Origin of the sequence: Streptomyces sp. NPDC005408, assembly GCF_040606445.1 — a bacterium.
In the GTDB taxonomy this organism is placed as follows: Bacteria; Actinomycetota; Actinomycetes; order Streptomycetales; family Streptomycetaceae; genus Streptomyces.
Genome location: NZ_JBEXEX010000005.1, coordinates 190769 through 209004, shown reverse-complemented (window position 1 = coordinate 209004; position 18236 = coordinate 190769). Strand labels below are relative to the sequence as shown.

The window sequence follows — 18236 nt, the reverse complement described above, 5'->3', positions numbered from 1 at the left end:
TCCTTCGCCGCCTGACCGGCGGGGATGCCGCGCCGGGGAACAGGCGCGGAGGTTGAGCAGAAGCGAACAGAAGGGAGAAGCGTTTCTGTCCGGCGCCCCGCCCCGGTAGCGGGGGCTGAAAAGGGGGCGGGGCACCGAACAGGCTTCCTGGGTGCGTAAGTCCCGTTAGGGCTCTGTGGACTTACTTCAGGCCGAGCGCGTCGCAGGCGGCCTTGTACTTCGGGGTGCAGATCTCAGCGACGGTGTAGACGCCGTCCTTGATGACCGTGTCGTTGATGTTGTCCTTGGTCAGCGAGACGACCGGGACGAGCACCGACGGGATGTCCTTGGTGGTGGGGCTGGACACCTTCTCCTTGGCGATGGAGTCGAGCTTCTCGCCCTTGGCGAGCGCGACAGCCATCTCGGCGGCGGCAGCGGCCTCCGGCGCGTACGGCTTGTAGACGCTGGCGAACTGCTCACCCGCGACGATGCGCTGCACACCGGCGAGCTCGGCGTCCTGGCCGGTGACCGGCGGGAGCTTGGTGAAGCCGCCGGCCTTCAGGGCGGTGATGATGCCGCCCGCCATGCCGTCGTTGGCGGAGTAGACGCCGATGATCTTGTCCTTGCCGAGGGCCGTGATCGCGGCCTCCATGTTGGCGTTGGCGTTCTCCGGCTTCCACTCCTTGGTGTCGTACTCCTTGCCGATGTTCACCTTGCCGTCGAGCTCGGCGTGCGCGCCCTTCTTGAAGAGGGCGGCGTTCGGGTCGGTGACGGCACCGTTCATCATGACGATCTGGCCGTCCTTGGCCTTGGCGCCAAGTGCGGTGAGGAGCGCCTTGCCCTGGACGTGGCCGACCTCTTCGTTGTCGAAGGAGGTGTAGCCGTCGATCGGGCCCTCGGCCAGACGGTCGAACGCGACGACCGGGATGTCCGCGTCCTTGGCCTTCTTGACCGAGCCGGCGATGGCCTTGGAGTCCACCGAGTCGACGATGAGGGCGTCCACCTTGTTGGTGATCATCGTGTCGACCTGCTGGTTCTGCAGCGTCGCGTCCTGCTTGGCGTTCGCGTAGATGACCTTGGCCTTGCCGTTGGTCAGCTCGCTGATCTTCTTCTCGATGAGCGGCTTGTCGAACTTCTCGTAGCGCGCCGTCTGGTTCTCCGGCAGCAGCAGACCGATGGTGATGTCGTCGCCCTTGGCGGCGCCGCTCGTCTTGGACGCACTGCCGGACTCCTTGGCGCTGCCACAGGCGGCGAGGGAAACGGCCATCGTGGTGGCGGCTACGGCTACGGCTGCACGACGCATTCGCGTGTTCATTTTCGAAACCTCCCTGACGAGGCCGCGTCGTTGCGGCCGAGGTGGCTGGAAGTCAACTCGGCCCCGCTGCCAGCGTCAAGGAGTAAATCCTTAACGAGATGACAACGGTGCCATTCGTTATCTAAGTGAAGACAGGCGCCCCGGCAGGAATCGAGCTGTCCAAAAGGGTTGAATCGCCCATTTCGCTGAGGACGAGGGCCAGTGCCCCGAGCACTTCGGCACGCCCGCCGAGCGCCCCCGGAAGGACGGACAACTGGCGCGCCGCGCTGGGAATCGCGTATCGGGAGACCGACTCCCTGATCGGTCCAAGAACCAATTCTCCCGCTTCCGCGAGATTTCCGCCCAGCACGACGCGACTGGGGTTGAGCAGATTGCACAGATTGGCCACGCCGCTGCCGATGTGGCGCCCGACATCGGCGACGACACGGCGGCAGCCCGGGTCGCCCTCGCGGGCCAGCTGGACCACGCGCTCCATGGTCAGATCGGGGCCGTGGCTCGACTGGAGCAGCGGCAGTACGTAACGGGCCGCGGCGAAGGTCTCCAGGCAGCCGCGGTTGCCGCAGCGGCAGACCGGGCCGGACTCGTCGAGCGTGATGTGGCCGATCTCGCCGGCCGTGCCGCCCGGGCCGCGGTAGATCTGGCCGTCTATCACCAGGCCTGCGCCGACGCCGCTGGCGACCTTGATGTACGCGAGATCCCGGACCCCTCGGCCACTGCCCCAGACGAGCTCGCCCAGGGCGCCGAGATTGGCGTCGTTGTCGACGTACACGGGCACGCCGAGCCGCCGTGAGAGCTCCTCGCTGGGGTTGATCCCGGTCCAGCCCGGCAGGATCGACGTGGAGCCGAGGGTGCCCGACTCCACGTCGATCGGGCCGGGCACGCCGAGGCCCACGCCGATCACCTTGTCCGGACCGATGCCGGTGGCCGCGATCAGGCGGTTGACCAGCTGTTCCGCGCGATCGAAGCCCTCTGCGGACGAGGCGTCGACATCGAGCGGCTCGGACTCCTCCGCGAGCACCTGGTGGGCCAGGTTGCCGATGGCGACCCGCAGGTGGGTGTGGCCGAAGTCGACGCCGATGACGATGCCCGCGTCACCGCTGAGGGAGACGCTGCGGGCTCGGCGGCCGCCCGCGGACGTGGGCGTCACCTCAACGGTCCCGCCGTCTTTCAGTTCGCGAACGATATTGGAGACCGTGGCCGCGGAGAGGCCGGTACTCCTCGCGATCTCCGCCTGCGTGAGCGAGCCCGCCATGCGCACGGCACGCACGACCCGCTCAAGGTTGGCCCGGTGCAGAGATGTCTGCGATCCCGGAGTCTCCATTGACTCATCCACTCCTGCCCCCGGTGGGCGGTGCGACGACCGCCCCCGGCCGGGGTCACGGTGAGGCGACCCCGACGTTTCTCCAACTTGTGAACCCTAAGCACAACTCTCGCGCCTTATCGCGTCAAGACCTTGAGCGGAGGGAACCACGGATGAGCGGGCCCGGGAGTGCCGGTCCGGGGGCGGTCCGGCAGTGGCATCAGGAGGGTCTTCGCGCGACCGCCCGAAGGGGCTCAGGCGTCGGCGAGCTCGGCGTTCGCCCGGGCTGTGACCAGCGTCAGAACGCGGCCGGCGGTCGCGAGGTCCTCGGCCGGGAGGTCACCGTAGAGCCGCTCGGTGATCGCCGCGGTGCCGGTCCTGATCCGGCCGTGCAGCGCCCGGCCCTCCTCGGTTAGGGCGACGCGCGCCACATCCCCGGGCAGGTCCTCCAGCAGCCCTGCCGCGGCCAGAGAGGCGATTGTCGCCAGCACCGCCGACTCGTCGATCTTCAGCCCGCCGGTCATCCGGCCGACGAGCGCGTCACGCTCAATGCCACCGCCGACGTCGGCGGTGGCATTGAGCGCCAAGACCTGGTGGAAGGTGATGCCGTCGGGGGCCAGCAGGCTCTCGAGGACGGCGCGGGTGGCGTAGTGGGCCTGGCCTATGACCTGGCCGTTGAGGGTGGGTGCGGTGGACATGGCTACTCCTTGGTCCCATCAGCCGGGAAGTCGAGTGGTGTGTCGAGCAGAACCGCCAGTTCGCGGGAGAAGACTTCGGTACGCCGCCCCTCCAGGCCGCCCAGGGGCTCCAGGAGCCGGTCGAGGAGCCGCTGGACGACGTCGATCGCGCGGCGCGTGACATCGCGCCCCTGATCGGTGAGCGACAACTGAACCGCACGGGTGTCGGCGGGGTCCGGGACGCGCTCCACTAGACCGGCGGCCTCCAGGGTGCGGGCCAGCTTCGATACGTAGAGCGCTTCGAGGCCCGTGTGATCGGCGAGCTGACGCTGGCTGGGCCGCAGCCCGGACCGCTGCATGCCGTACAGCGAGGCGACCAGTGAGTACTGCGCGTGGGTCAGACCCAGCGGGGCCACGGCCCGGTCGACGGCGACCCGCCACTTCATGGACAGCCGCCACACCAGGAAGCCGGGCGTCGGACCTTCGGATGCTGCGCTCATGCCAGATACAGTACATGGATACTATGTACATGGCTACTATCCAAGAAGCGGCGAACGAAGACAGCGAACGAGGCAGAGCGAACGGCAAAGGCGCCGTGGTACCCACCACAGCGCCTCCGCCGTTCGCGTCAGAGAGCCACGAGAGTTACTTGAGTGCTCCCGCCGTGAGACCGGCGACCACCTGCCGCTGGAAGACGATGTACGCCGCGAGCACCGGCAGCATCGCCATCACCAGACCCGCGAACAGCCCCGACCAGTCGCCCTTGTAGCCCTGACTGACGGCCAGTTCCACCAGACCCTGCGACAGCACCTTCTTGTCCGGGTCGGTGTTGAGCACCGTGGGCAGCATGTACTGGTTCCACTGGCCGAGGAAGTTGAAGATGGCGACGCTGATCAGACCCGGCTTCGCCATCGGCAGCATCACCTGGAAGAACGTCCGGGTGTGCGAGGCCCCGTCGATGAGCGCCGCCTCGGCCACCGAGGTCGGCAGCGTACGGAAGAAGGCGGTCAGGAAGAACACCGTGAACGGCAGTGAGTAGGCGATGTAGACCAGGATCAGGCCGTGCAGGGTGTTCAGCAGGGCGATGTTGTTCAGTACGAAGAACAGCGGCACCAGCGCCAGCATGATCGGGAAGCTCATTCCTCCGATGAAGAGGAAGTAGATGAAGCGGTTCCCGGGGAAGTCGAAACGCGCGAGGACATACGCGGCCATCGAGCCGAACAGCAGCGTGCCGACGAGCGAACCGCCCACCACCAGAGCGGTGTTGAGGAAGTAGTCGCTCATGTGCGCCTGGCTCCAGGCGCGTGACCAGTTGTCGAAGTGCAGCGAGTCGGGCAGCGACCACGGCGAGGTGAAGATCGCCTTGTCGGTCTTGAAGGAGGTCATCACCGCCCAGAGCAGCGGCAGGACGACCATGATCGCCCAGACGATGAGCACACCGTGCGAGAAGACATTGAGGACACCGCCCTCGCTGCTCTTCACCTTGGCCGGCGCTGCGTCGGTCTTCACCACGGCCGGGCGGTCGCCCGAGACGTCGGCGGGAGGGGTGTCGGTCGTCTTCATTCTCAGAACTCCAGCCGCTCGCGCCTGCCCAGCCGCATCACGACGGCCGCGAAGGCCAGGGTGACGACGAGCAGGGCGACGCCGATCGTGGTCGCATAAGCCGCCTGGCCGTCACGGAACGCCGTTTGGTAGACGTACAGCGTGAGAACCGTGGTCGAGTAGTCGGGTCCCCCGGGGCCCACGGTCATGATCTGGACGACCGCGAAGGACTCCGCGCCCAGGGCCAGGATTCCCATGTAGACCCAGCCGGACTGCACCGTGTCCCACAGGAGCGGCAGGGTGATCCGGAAGAAGGTGGTGAACCGGTTCGCGCCGTCGAGCAGCGCCGCCTCGTAGAAGTCCCTGGGGATGGAGGCCATGCCCGCGGAGAACAGCACGACGAAGAAGCCGACCGTGCTCCAGACCAGGACCGCCATGACGCACCAGAGGGCCAGATCGGGGTCGCCCAGCCAGTCCGGCTGGACGCTGTCGAGCCCGACTGCCTTCAACGCTCCGTTGATCGCACCGTCGTTGGGGTTGTACGCGAACTGGAACAGCAGGGCGACGATCGCGATCGACAGCACCTGCGGGAAGAAGTACGCGATCTTGTAGAAGGACGATCCGCGCACACCGGCGATGGCGGCGCCCTTTCGGCGCCGCCCGCCGACATTGAGCATGAACGCGAAGAACAGCGCGAGGCCGAGCGTCACCAGCGGCAGCAGCAGCGCGAACCAGAGGCTGTGCTGCAGCGATTTCCAGAAGATGTCGTCGTCCAGCATCCGACTGTAATTGTCGAAGCCGACCATCTTGAAGTCCGGGCTCAGGCCGGTCCAGTCCGTGAAGGAGTAATAGATGGACTGGATGAACGGCCAGATGACGAAGACTGCGTACAACGCCAATGGGGCCGCCAGAAAGCCCACGATGAACCGGTACTTGCCGTGTTGCATGGTTACCGACCCCGATCTTCCGGCGATTGCCGCCGCTGGTGACGCTTGCTCACTGGTGCTTGTAGTGCTTGATCGACTGGTCCTTGGCCGCCGCGTCGGCGAAGCCCTGGATCTTCTTGATGGTCTCCGCGGGGGTCGCGCGGCCTGCCATCATCTCGCCGAGTCCGGCGACACCGATCTGCTCCTTCTGGAGCTTCACGTACCAGTCCTGCAGACGCGGGTTGACGACGTTGTCGCCGGCCTTCTTCAGCGCGTCGACGCCGGACTGCATCGCCGTCGACAGGGTGAGGCCGTCGGTGCCGCCGTTGAACGCGGTCAGGGACTTGACCTGCTGGGTGAAGCTCTTCGACGAGGCCTCGCTGAGCATGATGCGCAGCTGCTCCATGCCGCCCTCGGCGTTCTTCGCCTTGGCCGGTACGACGAAGGGCTCACCGCCGGACGCCCAGATGGTGCCGAACGGCAGCTTGTCGGACTTGTCGAGGCTGGAGGGCGCCGACACCGTCATCTTGAAGTCCTTGGGCGTGGTCTTCGCCGCCTCGTTCTCCACCCAGGAGCCGTTGGGGATGAAGAGCGCCTTGCCCTGGGTCCAGGCCGTCTGGGACTGGATGTGGTCGATGCCGGGCGTGCCCTTGAGGATGTAGCCCTTCTTGAAGAGCTCGTAGTACGCCTCGAACGCGGCCTTGACGGCCGGGTGCTCCCAGGCCTTCGGCTCCAGGTTGTCGATCGCGTCGAGGACCTCGCGGCCACCGATCTTGGCGATGAAGGGGTACAGCGAGAACGGCAGGTAGTACGGGTACTTGCCCGCGTACGTCCAGCCCGCGATGCCCTTCTTCTTCGCCTTCTCGCACAGGGCGAGCATCTCGTCCCACGTCTCCGGGTACGTGGCGTCGAGCTTCTCCAGGGCGGTCTGGGAGTACCACACGCCGTACACGGTGTAGGCGTAGTAGAGGATCCAGACCGGGTCGCCGTCGAACTGGCCCATCTCGACGATGCCCGGGCGAAGGGTGTCGCGGACCTTCTTGTTCGGGTCGTCGATGGAGGGGGCGTCCAGCAGCGGAGTGAGGTCGGCGAGCTGCTTCTTGCCGACCAGGACGCCCATGTCCATCTGCTGGGCGCCGGAGTTGTCGATGAGGTCCGGCGGGGTTCCGCCGTTGAAGCGCGGCTGAAGCTCCGACTGGATCTTCTGCGTCGCGCGGTGCTTGACCTTGGGCGCCTTCGGGAAGGCCGCCTGGTACTTCTTCTCGGCGTCCAGCGCGTACTGCTGGCCGAAACCGCCGTCGAAGATGACGACCTCCAGCTGCGCCGTCTCATTGACGCCGAGCGGATTCTTGGCGGACGTCTTGCCCTTCTCGACCTTTTTGTCGCCGCCGCTGTCGCTGCTCGCACAGGCGGACAGGAAGCTCATCGTCGGGACGCTGATCAGACCGATTGCGGCAGAACGCTTGATCAGATCGCGACGGCCGAGGCCCTCATTGTTGCGGGCGGAGGTGGATCCCATGCTCAAGTCCTCGCCTTCTCCAGGACTCAGGCGGTGTACCGGTCGCCCGTCCGTCTCGCCTCAGGCGAAGGGCCCCGCCACCGCGGTCAGTTGCTGTGTTTTCCCGGGGGGAAACTCAGTGAAGCTTGGGTCGTGCACGGTTGGCAGCGGGAACGGAGCTTTTGCGGCGGCAGTAGATGCGCAGACTCCTGTCCACCGACCCCCGTCCCCCCTGGCCCGCTGCCATGTGGAACAGCTATGCGGACGCCGACAGGTATAGTCCACTTCCCGCCGGGGGAGCAAGATCGAAAGCAAGGTTGGGCAGCAGTCTTTCCCGAGTTGAGACCTCGCGGATACCTGAGTCCCGTGCGCGCCCATCCGACCACAGCATTCTTCACGGAACGGCAGAATCCAGCCGTCCCGCATCGCCAACACCCTTGACACCGTATGGCACTTACCTCCCTACTGGAGCCTGCGCATCGCGCCTGACAACGTTGTCCAACGCGGCTTCCACTGGAGGAAAGGCCCCGGGATGCAGCCCAGAACCCGACCTCGGCAGAGACAATTCCGTGCGGCAGCCCTCGTGGCTGCCGCTTCACTGATCGTGATGACGGCCCAGTCGGCCGCCTACGCCCTGCCCGAACAGTCCGCCCAATCCCCCTCGGCGGACCGGGAATTCACCTCGTCGTTCGAAGCGGACGAGCCGCAGCCGGACTGGCGCAATACCGTTGACGTCGGCGCCGACGGAAACAAGCGGTCATCCGGTGTGGACGGCGGATTCTCCAGCGGAATACCGGGCAATGTCACCGATAAGGTGACAGAGCTGCGCGCCAGCGCCGAGAACACCGGAGGGGGAGAGACCAAGGAGAACCTGGTCGATCTGCAGCCGGGCACCAAATGGCTGGCCTTCGAACCGACCGCCTGGATCGAGTTCGACACGGATGCCCCGGTCAAGGTCGTCACCTATGCGCTGACCTCGGCGAACGACGCCGCCGAGCGCGACCCCAAGGACTGGACCCTCAAGGGCTCGGCCGACGGCAAGGACTGGAAGGTCCTGGACTCCCGGGAGGGCCAGACCTTCGAGAAGCGCTTCGAGACCAAGACGTACGACATCGCCGACGGGGCGAACGCCACGGCGTATGCGCACTACCGTCTTGAGATCACCAAGAACAGCGGCGCGGACCTCACCCAGCTCGCCGATGTGCAGTTCTCCAACGGCGACACCAGCACGCCCACGCCCGACGACATGCGCAGCCAGGTCGACCGCGGACCCAGCGGCTCCCCCACCGCCAAGTCCAACGTCGGATTCACCGGCACGCGGGCGCTGAAGTATGCCGGCACCCACAAGGCCGACGGCCGGGCCTACTCGTACAACAAGGTCTTCGACGTCAATACGGCCGTGGGCCGGGACACCGAGCTCTCGTACCGGATCTTCCCCTCCCTGCCGGAGACGGATCTCAACTACCCGGCCACGAACGTGTCGGTGGACCTCGCCTTCACCGACGGCACCTATCTGAGTGATCTTCGGGCCCTCGACTCGCACGGCGGTCTGTTGACGCCGCAGGGCCAGGGCGCGGCCAAGCGGCTCTACGTCAACCAGTGGAACCAGGTCTCGTCCAGGATCGGCACCGTCGCGGCCGGCAGGACGGTCGACCGGATCCTGGTGGCTTACGACTCCCCCAAGGGCCCGGCGAAGTTCCAGGGCTGGATCGACGACATCTCGCTGAAGCCGAAGACTCCCGAGAAGCGGCTCGCCCATCTTTCGGAATACGCCTCGACCGTCCGCGGCACCAACTCCAGCGGCTCGTTCTCCCGCGGCAACACCTTCCCCGCGACCGCCGTCCCGCACGGCTTCAACTTCTGGACGCCGGTGACCAGCGCCGGGTCCAAGAGCTGGCTTTACGAGTACGCGCGCGGCAACAACGCGGACAATCTGCCGGCCCTGCAGTCCTTCAGCGCGAGCCATGAGCCGAGCCCGTGGATGGGCGACCGGCAGACCTTCCAGGTGATGCCCTCGGCGGTGGCCGGCACTCCGGACACCGACCGGGTCAAGCGCGCCCTGCCCTTCCGGCACGAGAAGGAGACTGCGCGTCCGCATTACTACGGGGTCACCTTCGAGAACGGCCTCAAGGCCGAGATCACCCCGGCCGACCACGCTGCGATGATGCGGTTCACCTATCCCGGGGACGACGCGAGCGTCATCTTCGACAACGTCACCAAGGAGGGCGGCCTGACCCTCGATCCGGCCACCAGCTCCTTCACCGGCTTCTCGGACGTCAAGAGCGGACTGTCCACGGGTGCGACGCGCCTCTTCGTGTACGGCGTCTTCGACGCGCCGGTCACCGCTTCGGGCTCCGAGGGCGTGAGCGGCCATCTCCGCTTCGACGCGGGCGATGACCGCACCGTCAATCTGCGCCTGGCCACATCGCTCATCAGTGTCGACCAGGCGAAGAAGAACCTGGCGGACGAGATACCCCGGGGCACCCGCTTCGAGCGGGTCAAGGACCGCGCGCAGGACGCCTGGGACGAACTGCTGGGCAAGGTGGAGGTCGAGGGCGCGAACCACGACCAGCTGACGACCCTCTACTCCAGCCTGTACCGGCTGTACCTCTATCCGAACTCCGGCTTCGAGAACACCAGCACCACATCCCGTCCCAAGCAGCAGTACGCGAGCCCGTTCTCGCCGATGACCGGGCCCGACACCCCGACCCGTACCGGCGCGAAGATCGTCGACGGCAAGGTGTACGTCAACAACGGCTTCTGGGACACCTATCGCACGACCTGGCCCGCGTACTCCTTCCTCACCCCGAAGAAGGCCGGCGAGCTGGTGGACGGCTTCGTCCAGCAGTACAAGGACGGCGGCTGGATATCCCGCTGGTCGTCGCCGGGCTACGCCGACCTTATGACCGGCACCAGCTCCGACGTGGCCTTCGCCGACGCGTACGTCAAGGGCGTGGACTTCGACGCCGAGGCGGCGTACGAGGCGGCGCTGAAGAACGCGACGGTCGTGCCGCCCACGTCGGGCGTGGGCCGCAAGGGCATGGAGACCTCACCCTTCCTCGGCTACGCCTCCACCGAGACCCATGAGGGCCTGTCCTGGTCGCTCGAGGGCTATCTCAACGACTACGGCCTGGCGAAGATGGGCCAGGCGCTCTACAAGAAGACCAAGAAGGCCCGCTATCAGGAGGAGTCCGAGTACTTCCTCAACCGGGCCCGGAACTACGTCACTCTCTTCGACTCCAAGGCCGGGTTCTTCCAGGGGCGCGACCTCAAGGGCGACTGGCGAGTCCCGTCCGACACGTTCGACCCGCGGGTGTGGGGCTACGACTACACCGAGACCAACGGCTGGGGCTATGCCTTCACCGCACCCCAGGACAGCCGCGGCCTCGCCAATCTCTACGGCGGCCGCGCGGCCCTCGGCTCGAAGCTCGACGCCTACTTCTCCACCCCCGAGACGGCCTCGCCGGAGTTCGTCGGCTCGTACGGCAGCGTCATCCATGAGATGACCGAGGCCCGTGACGTCCGGATGGGCATGTACGGCCACTCCAACCAGGTCGCCCACCACGTCACGTACATGTACAACGCCGCGTCCCAGCCCTGGAAGACCCAGGAGAAGGTGCGCGAGGTGCTCTCCCGCCTCTACACCGGCAGCGAGATCGGGCAGGGCTACCACGGCGACGAGGACAACGGCGAGCAGTCGGCCTGGTATCTCTTCTCCGCGCTCGGCTTCTACCCGCTGGTGATGGGAAGTGGCGAGTACGCGATCGGGTCGCCACTGTTCACCAAGGCGACGGTCCATCTGGAGAACGGCCGCGATCTGGTGGTCAAGGCCCCGAAGAACAGCGCGAAGAACATCTACGTCCAGGGACTGAAGGTGAACGGCTCGTCCTGGAACTCGACGGCTCTCCCCCACGAACTGATCGCGCGGGGCGGCACGCTGGAGTTCTCCATGGGCTCCAAGCCGTCCTCCTGGGGCACGGGGAAGAACGCCGCCCCGGTCTCCATCACCCAGGACGACAAGAAGCCGTCGCCCCGCCACGATGCGATCACCGGTGAAGGTCCGCTCTTCGACAACGCCTCAGCCACTGATGCGGCGTTCGAGACGGCGGAGCTGCCGGTGACGTCGGGGACTCGTGCGGTGCAGTACACGCTCACCTCGTCGGCGCGGGCCAAGGCCCCGGCCGGCTGGGTGCTGCAGGGCTCGCAGGACGGGACGACCTGGAAGGACCTCGACAAGCGGTCCGGCCAGAGCTTCGCCTGGGACCGGCAGACCCGCGTCTTCACCGTCGGCGCGCCAGGTACGTACGCGAAGTACCGGCTGGTGGCGACGGGTCCGGCGACGCTCGCGGAGGTCGAGCTGCTCTCCTGAACCACCGGTGACGCGGCCGCCTCCCCCACGGCGGCCGCGCTGCCACGGCCGAAGGGCCGCATCTCCGGTGACGGGTGTGCGGCCCTTCGGCTTGCGCGCCTGCGCGACCGCAACCGCTCGATGATGATGTAGCGCATTCGGCTCCCCGTGCTCACGGCCTGTGCGTGATCCACTGCTGTGAAAACGGCGAGGGCCGCACCCCGTACGAGACGGAGTGCGGCCCTCAGCCGCGAGGCTGCTCCGCTCAGTTGCGGATCAGGTTGCGCAGCACGTACTGCATGATGCCGCCGTTGCGGTAGTAGTCCGCCTCACCGGGGGTGTCGATGCGGACGACCGCGTCGAACTCCACACCGGTGTCGGTGGTGACCTTGACCGTGCGCGGCGTGGTGCCGTTGTTGAGCTCCTCCACGCCGGTGAAGGAGAAGGTCTCCTCGCCGGTCAGGCCGAGGGACTGCGCGGATGCGCCCTCCGGGAACTGCAGCGGCAGGACGCCCATGCCGATGAGGTTCGAGCGGTGGATGCGCTCGTACGACTCGGCGATGGCGGCCTTGACGCCGAGCAGCGCGGTGCCCTTGGCGGCCCAGTCGCGGGACGAGCCCGAGCCGTACTCCTTGCCCGCCAGGATCACCAGCGGGATACCGGCGGCCTGGTAGTTCTGCGAGGCGTCGTAGATGAAGGAGACCGGGCCGCCCTCCTGCGTGAAGTCACGCGTGAAGCCGCCCTCGGTGCCCGGCGCGATCTGGTTGCGCAGGCGGATGTTGGCGAAGGTGCCGCGGATCATGACCTCGTGGTTGCCACGGCGCGAGCCGTAGGAGTTGAAGTCACGGCGCTCGACGCCGTGCTCCGTGAGGTACTTGCCGGCCGGGGTGTCGGCCTTGATCGCACCGGCCGGGGAGATGTGGTCGGTGGTTACCGAGTCGCCGAGCTTGGCCAGCACGCGGGCACCGGAGATGTCCGAGACCGGGGTGGTCTCCATCGTCATGCCCTCGAAGTACGGGGGCTTACGGACGTAGGTGGACTGCGGGTCCCACTCGAAGGTGTTGCCGGTCGGGATCGGCAGCGCCTGCCACTGGGCGTCGCCCGCGAAGACGTCCTGGTAGGACTTGTTGAACATGTCCTCGCCGATGGCGTTGGCCACCACGTCGTTGACCTCGGCCTCGGTCGGCCAGATGTCCTGCAGGTAGACCGGCTTGCCGTCCTGGTCGATGCCCAGCGCGTCCTTGGTGATGTCCACCTTCATGGAGCCCGCGAGGGCGTACGCGACGACCAGCGGCGGGGAGGCCAGGTAGTTCATCTTGACGTCGGGGTTGATGCGTCCCTCGAAGTTACGGTTGCCCGAAAGGACGGACGTAACAGCAAGGTCGTGCTCGTTGACGGCCTTGGAGACCTCCTCCGGCAGCGGTCCCGAGTTGCCGATGCAGGTGGTGCAGCCGTAGCCGACGAGGTTGAACCCGAGCTTGTCGAGGTAGGGGGTCAGACCCGCCTTGTCGAAGTAGTCGGTGACGACCTTGGAGCCCGGGGCGAGCGTGGTCTTGACCCACGGCTTGCGGGTCAGGCCCTTCTCGACCGCCTTCTTGGCCACGAGCGCGGCGGCGACCATCACGTACGGGTTCGAGGTGTTGGTGCAGGAGGTGATCGCGGCGACGGTGACTGCGCCGTGGTCGATCTCGTACGTCGAACCGTCGGGGGCGGTGACCAGCGTCGGGCGGGTCGGTACACCGTTGTGCTCGGCGGGGGCGTCGGAGGCCGGGAAGGACTCCTTGCCCGCCTCGTCGTCCTCGTCCACGTAGTTGCGGACGTCGAGCGCGAACTGCTCCTTGGCGTTGGCCAGGATGATGCGGTCCTGCGGGCGCTTCGGGCCGGCGATCGACGGGACGACCGTGGAGAGGTCAAGCTCCAGCTTCTCGGAGAAGTCGGGCTCGGCGGCCGGGTCGAGCCAGAGGCCCTGCTCCTTGGCGTACGCCTCGACGAGCGCGAGCTGCTGCTCGCTGCGGCCGGTCAGCTTCAGGTACTTGATGGTCTCGTCGTCGATCGGGAAGATCGCGGCGGTGGAGCCGAACTCCGGCGACATGTTGCCGATGGTGGCGCGGTTCGCGAGCGAGGTGGCGGCGACGCCCTCACCGTAGAACTCGACGAACTTGCCGACGACGCCGTGCTTGCGCAGCATCTCGGTGATCGTGAGGACGAGGTCGGTCGCGGTGGTGCCCGGCTTGAGCTCACCGGTCAGCTTGAAGCCGACGACGCGCGGGATGAGCATGGAGACCGGCTGGCCGAGCATCGCGGCCTCGGCCTCGATGCCGCCGACGCCCCAGCCGAGCACACCGAGGCCGTTGACCATGGTGGTGTGCGAGTCGGTGCCGACGAGGGTGTCGGGGTACGCCTGGCCACCCCGGACCATGACGGTGCGGGCCAGGTGCTCGATGTTGACCTGGTGGACGATGCCGGTGCCCGGGGGGACGACCTTGAACTCGTCGAAGGCGGTCTGGCCCCAGCGCAGGAACTGGTAACGCTCCTTGTTGCGGCCGTACTCCAGCTCGACGTTCTGCGCGAAGGCGTCGTTGGTGCCGAACTTGTCGGCGATGACGGAGTGGTCGATGACCAGCTCGGCCGGGGCGAGCGGGTTGATCTTCGCCGGGTCGCCGCCGAGTTCCCTCACGGCCTCACGCATGGTGGCGAGGTCGACGACACAGGGAACACCGGTGAAGTCCTGCATGATCACGCGGGCCGGCGTGAACTGGATCTCCTGGCTCGGCTGAGCCTGGGAGTCCCAGCCGCCGAGCGCCCGGATGTGGTCGGCGGTGATGTTCGCGCCGTCCTCGGTACGGAGGAGGTTCTCCAGCAGCACCTTCAGGCTGTAAGGGAGGCGCGCGGAGCCCTCGACCTTGTCCAGCTTGAAGATCTCGTACGACTCGTCGCCCACGCGCAGCGTGCTGCGGGCGTCGAAGCTGTTCGCCGACACGACAGTCTCCTTCATCAATTGCGCGTACTACCTCAATGCTGCCGCCACGGCTGCTCGCCGATCCGCTAAGGTAAGACTTAGTTAGGTAACCCTTACCGGTTGGCGGCTGCGGTACGCCTTCGGCAGATATCTCGATGTCGAGATAACTCTAGTACATGACCGCTGCCCGGTCATGCCCGGACCTCACTCGAGGACGGGCCCGGGCGCCCGTACGGCGGCGCAGCGATTGCGGCGCGCGTGCGCCCGACTCAGTATCGGAGCATGTTCAGCGGTGCGCACGTGATCCTCTACAGCCGGGACTCGGATGCCGACCGGGCCTTCGTCAAGGACGTGCTCGGATTCGCTCATGTCGACGCCGGGCGCGGCTGGCTGATCTTCAAGCTGCCACCGGCGGAGATCGCCGTACATCCGACGGGGGATCAGCCGAAGGCGGAGTTCTATCTGATGTGCGACGACCTTCAGCGGACGCTGGCGAAGCTGACGGAGCGCGGGGTCGAGATCTCGCAGCCACCGAGCGATCAGGGGTGGGGAGTACTGGCCGCGGTGCGGATGCCGAGCGGGTCCGAACTGCCCCTGTATGAACCAAAACACCCCACTGCTCACAGCCTGTCACCCTGACGGCCTACGCTGCGCGATCACATCTCATATCTGAGATAGCCTGCCGCCATGGCAGACGACTACCTCGTACGCATCGGCAAGCTCATCCGTGACGCCCGTCAGCATCGGGGCTGGACACAAACGCAGTTGGCCGATGCGCTCGGCACCAGCCAGAGCGCCGTGAACCGCATCGAGCGCGGAAACCAGAACATCAGCCTTGAGATGATCGCGCGCATCGGTGAGGCACTCGACAGTGAGATCGTTTCGCTCGGCTACGCCGGGCCCATGCACCTTCGGGTGGTCGGCGGACGCCGGCTCTCCGGGGCCATCGACGTCAAGACGAGCAAGAACGCTTGTGTCGCACTGCTCTGCGGCTCGCTGCTCAACAAGGGCCGTACGGTGCTGCGGCGGGTGGCCCGTATCGAAGAGGTCTTCCGCCTGCTGGAGGTCCTGAACTCCATCGGGGTGCGCACCCGTTGGATCAACGAGGGCGTGGACCTGGAGATCGTGCCGCCCGCGCAGTTCGACATGGACGCCATCGACGCGGAGGCGGCACGCCGGACCCGGTCGATCATCATGTTCCTCGGCCCGCTGCTGCACCGGATGGACAGCTTCAAGCTGCCGTACGCGGGCGGCTGCGACCTCGGCACGCGGACCATCGAGCCGCACATGATCGCCCTGCGCCGCTTCGGCCTGGACATCACCGCGACGGAGGGCCTGTACCACGCGGAGGTGGAGCGGGCGACCACGCCGGACCGCCCGATCGTCCTGACCGAGCGCGGCGACACGGTGACCGAGAACGCGCTGCTGGCCGCGGCCCGGCACGACGGTGTGACCGTCATCCGCAACGCGTCCTCCAACTACATGGTCCAGGACCTGTGCTTCTTCCTGGAGGCCCTGGGCGTCAAGGTCGAGGGCGTCGGCACGACCACGCTGACCGTGCACGGCATGCCGAACATCGACGTGGATGTCGACTACTCCCCCTCCGAGGACCCGGTCGAGGCGATGAGCCTGCTGGCCGCGGCGGTTGTCACGGAGTCGCAGCTGACGATCCGCCGGGTCCCGATCGAGTTCATGGAGATCGAACTCGCGGTGCTGGAGGAGATGGGCCTCGACCACGACCGCTCGGCGGAGTACGCCGCGGACAACGGCCGCACGCGGCTGGTGGACCTGACGGTGCGCCCCTCCAAGCTGGAGGCACCGATCGACAAGATCCACCCGATGCCGTTCCCGGGCCTGAACATCGACAACGTCCCGTTCTTCGCGGCGATCGCGGCGGTCGCCCAGGGCAAGACGCTGATCCACGACTGGGTCTACGACAACCGCGCGATCTACCTCACGGACCTCAACCGCCTAGGCGGCCGCCTGCAGTTGCTCGACCCCCACCGCGTCCTGGTGGAGGGCCCGACCCGCTGGCGCGCGGCAGAGATGATGTGCCCGCCGGCACTGCGGCCCGCGGTGGTGGTACTGCTGGCGATGATGGCGGCTGAGGGCACGTCGGTGCTGCGCAATGTGTATGTGATCAACAGGGGTTACGAGGAGCTGGCGGAACGGCTGAACTCGGTGGGGGCGCAGATCGAGATCTTCCGCGACATCTGACGGCCCGTCGGTCGGCGTCCGCCGCACGTCACGTCACGGGTCGTCCGGTGACTGTTTGCGGCGGATGCGGGCCGCCATCACCGCTACGTCGTCTTCCGCGTTGGCGGCGTCGAGTTCGTGGAGGACCTCGTCGACCAGGTCGTCCAGGGTGCCGCCCGGGTCAGGATGGACGTCAGCCAGGCGCGACAGGGAAGTGTCGATGTCCTCGCCGCGGCGTTCGACGAGGCCGTCGGTGAACAGGAGCAGGGTGTCGCCGGGGTCGAAGGTGCGCGAGACGAGGTCGTAGCCGCCCACGCCCGTACCGAGCGGTGGGCCGACCGGGACGTTGATCAGGTGGGCCTCGCCTTCGTGGCTGAAGACGACGGGCGGCAGATGGCCCGCACTGGAGAAGGACGCGAGCATGCGCGCCGGGTCGACCCGGACGAGCAGGCAGGTGGCGGGGCGGCGGGTGGAGGCGTCGGAGATGTCCATGTCCAGGCGGCGCAGTACGCGGTGGGGCGGCAGGTCGGCAGCAGCCACGTCGCGCAGGGCCGATCGGTAGCTGTTCATGTCGACCGCGGCGTCCACGCCGTGGCCCATCACATCGCCCATCACCAGCAGGGTCCGCCCGAAGTGCAGGCGTACGGTCTCGAACCAGTCGCCGCCGACGAGGTCGCCCGAGCCCGCGGGCAGGTAGCGGGTGGCCAGTTGGAGGTTCGGGTGCGGGAGGCCGGGGTCGGTGAGCAGGGCTCGCTGGAGTTCGACCGCGGTCCGTTGCGCCTGGCCGAACAGGCGGGCGTGTTCGATGGCCACGGCGGCCCGGTGGGCCGCCGACTGGGCGATCAGCAGGTCGCGGTCGGTGAAGCTGCCGGACGCCCGGGCGATGAGGACGGCGCCCAGTACGTGGTCGTGGACGCTGAGGGGCACCGCGAGCCGGTGTTCGTCGAGGGCCTGCCGGCCGCGCAGTACAGCACGAGGCGGGTACGGGGGCAGCAGCTCAGCGTGACCGGCGACGGCGGCACGCTCCACGCCGGGCCCGCCGCCGGGCAGCGGCTCGTCCGGCAGCAGGTCCACGGCGGCCGCGTCGGCCAGTGCCGAACCGAGGAAGGTCACCACCTCGAGGCAGGTGGTCTTCTCGTCGAGCGTCGTCCCGATCCGGTCGGCGGCGTCCGCGATATGGAGCCGGTCGGCCGGAGTGAGGTTCTCGACGACGAGGCCCACCAGGCCGACCACCTCCCCGTGGATGGTCAGTCGCTGCCAGGTGCACCGGCTGACCGGTGTCACATGCGTACGGGAGTGCCCGTCGGCCAGGACGGCGGCCTCGAGCGCCGCGGGGCCGACGCTCAGCTCGGCCCGGGGGCTGACGGTCCGGCCCTCAAGACCTGCGCGGACTTCGCCCGAAATCCGGCAGTAGACGGGATCCGCGAAGAGGTATCTCATGTCCGTGCCGAGGACGGAGAGCCCCACCGAGCCTCCGGCCGGTGAGGACGCGTCCC

Annotated in this window: 12 protein-coding genes; 3 read left to right on the top strand and 9 right to left on the bottom strand. The window is 67.3% G+C overall.

Annotated features, from left to right (window positions below; all coding sequences use genetic code 11):
- Window positions 1–181: 181 nt before the first annotated feature.
- The 7 genes from ABZS64_RS07655 to ngcE form a co-directional block, all read right to left on the bottom strand.
- Window positions 182–1294 carry a substrate-binding domain-containing protein gene (locus ABZS64_RS07655; RefSeq protein WP_355824545.1) on the bottom strand — a complete coding sequence of 371 codons (1113 nt, stop codon included), beginning with the start codon at window positions 1292–1294 and terminating at the stop codon, window positions 182–184.
- Window positions 1295–1415: 121 nt separating this feature from the next.
- Window positions 1416–2615, bottom strand: a complete 1200-nt coding sequence (locus tag ABZS64_RS07650) for an ROK family transcriptional regulator (RefSeq protein WP_355824542.1) — start codon at window positions 2613–2615, stop codon at window positions 1416–1418.
- Between the two features lie 233 nt (window positions 2616–2848).
- A complete protein-coding gene (locus tag ABZS64_RS07645) occupies window positions 2849–3292 on the bottom strand; it encodes a MarR family winged helix-turn-helix transcriptional regulator (protein ID WP_355824539.1) in 444 nt (147 codons plus the stop codon).
- Between the two features lie 2 nt (window positions 3293–3294).
- Window positions 3295–3771 (bottom strand): MarR family transcriptional regulator, encoded by a 477-nt coding sequence (locus ABZS64_RS07640; protein WP_355824537.1) that lies wholly within the window; start codon window positions 3769–3771, stop codon window positions 3295–3297.
- 145 nt (window positions 3772–3916) lie between these two features.
- Complete coding sequence (locus tag ABZS64_RS07635) at window positions 3917–4834, bottom strand: carbohydrate ABC transporter permease (RefSeq protein ID WP_355824535.1); 918 nt, start codon at window positions 4832–4834, stop codon at window positions 3917–3919.
- 2 nt (window positions 4835–4836) lie between these two features.
- On the bottom strand, window positions 4837–5760 hold the full coding sequence (locus ABZS64_RS07630; RefSeq protein ID WP_355824533.1) for a sugar ABC transporter permease: 924 nt from the start codon (window positions 5758–5760) through the stop codon (window positions 4837–4839).
- 49 nt (window positions 5761–5809) lie between these two features.
- A complete protein-coding gene (gene ngcE, locus ABZS64_RS07625) occupies window positions 5810–7258 on the bottom strand; it encodes an N-acetylglucosamine/diacetylchitobiose ABC transporter substrate-binding protein (RefSeq protein WP_355824531.1) in 1449 nt (482 codons plus the stop codon).
- A 511-nt stretch (window positions 7259–7769) separates the two neighbouring features.
- On the opposite strand from ngcE, the gene ABZS64_RS07620 reads away from it, so the two are divergent.
- Entirely contained in the window at window positions 7770–11606 is a 3837-nt protein-coding gene (locus ABZS64_RS07620) for a GH92 family glycosyl hydrolase (RefSeq protein ID WP_355824528.1), read from the top strand.
- Window positions 11607–11850: 244 nt separating this feature from the next.
- Here ABZS64_RS07620 and acnA read toward each other — a convergent pair whose 3' ends face one another.
- Window positions 11851–14565 carry an aconitate hydratase AcnA gene (acnA, locus tag ABZS64_RS07615; protein WP_355824525.1) on the bottom strand — a complete coding sequence of 905 codons (2715 nt, stop codon included), beginning with the start codon at window positions 14563–14565 and terminating at the stop codon, window positions 11851–11853.
- A 261-nt stretch (window positions 14566–14826) separates the two neighbouring features.
- Here acnA and ABZS64_RS07610 point away from each other — a divergent pair, with 261 nt between their 5' ends.
- Window positions 14827–15183, top strand: a complete 357-nt coding sequence (locus tag ABZS64_RS07610; protein WP_355824522.1) for a VOC family protein — start codon at window positions 14827–14829, stop codon at window positions 15181–15183.
- 48 nt (window positions 15184–15231) lie between these two features.
- Complete coding sequence (locus ABZS64_RS07605) at window positions 15232–16761, top strand: UDP-N-acetylglucosamine 1-carboxyvinyltransferase (RefSeq protein WP_355824519.1); 1530 nt, start codon at window positions 15232–15234, stop codon at window positions 16759–16761.
- A 33-nt stretch (window positions 16762–16794) separates the two neighbouring features.
- Here the strand turns inward: ABZS64_RS07605 and ABZS64_RS07600 are convergent, their stop codons facing one another.
- Window positions 16795–18207, bottom strand: coding sequence for a GAF domain-containing SpoIIE family protein phosphatase (locus tag ABZS64_RS07600; protein ID WP_355824516.1), 1413 nt, complete (start codon window positions 18205–18207; stop codon window positions 16795–16797).
- Between the last annotated feature and the right edge of the window lie 29 nt (window positions 18208–18236).

Bases quoted from the DNA above. Each gene is read 5' to 3' on its own strand.
- ABZS64_RS07630 (WP_355824533.1), bottom strand. From the start codon at position 5,760: ATGCAACACGGCAAGTACCGGTTCATCGTGGGCTTTCTGGCGGCCCCA.
- ABZS64_RS07650 (WP_355824542.1), bottom strand. From the start codon at position 2,615: ATGGAGACTCCGGGATCGCAGACATCTCTGCACCGGGCCAACCTTGAG.
- ABZS64_RS07655 (WP_355824545.1), bottom strand. From the start codon at position 1,294: ATGAACACGCGAATGCGTCGTGCAGCCGTAGCCGTAGCCGCCACCACG.
- ABZS64_RS07605 (WP_355824519.1), top strand. From the start codon at position 15,232: ATGGCAGACGACTACCTCGTACGCATCGGCAAGCTCATCCGTGACGCC.
- ABZS64_RS07635 (WP_355824535.1), bottom strand. From the start codon at position 4,834: ATGAAGACGACCGACACCCCTCCCGCCGACGTCTCGGGCGACCGCCCG.
- ngcE (WP_355824531.1), bottom strand. From the start codon at position 7,258: ATGGGATCCACCTCCGCCCGCAACAATGAGGGCCTCGGCCGTCGCGAT.
- ABZS64_RS07620 (WP_355824528.1), top strand. From the start codon at position 7,770: ATGCAGCCCAGAACCCGACCTCGGCAGAGACAATTCCGTGCGGCAGCC.
- ABZS64_RS07610 (WP_355824522.1), top strand. From the start codon at position 14,827: ATGTTCAGCGGTGCGCACGTGATCCTCTACAGCCGGGACTCGGATGCC.
- ABZS64_RS07645 (WP_355824539.1), bottom strand. From the start codon at position 3,292: ATGTCCACCGCACCCACCCTCAACGGCCAGGTCATAGGCCAGGCCCAC.
- ABZS64_RS07640 (WP_355824537.1), bottom strand. From the start codon at position 3,771: ATGAGCGCAGCATCCGAAGGTCCGACGCCCGGCTTCCTGGTGTGGCGG.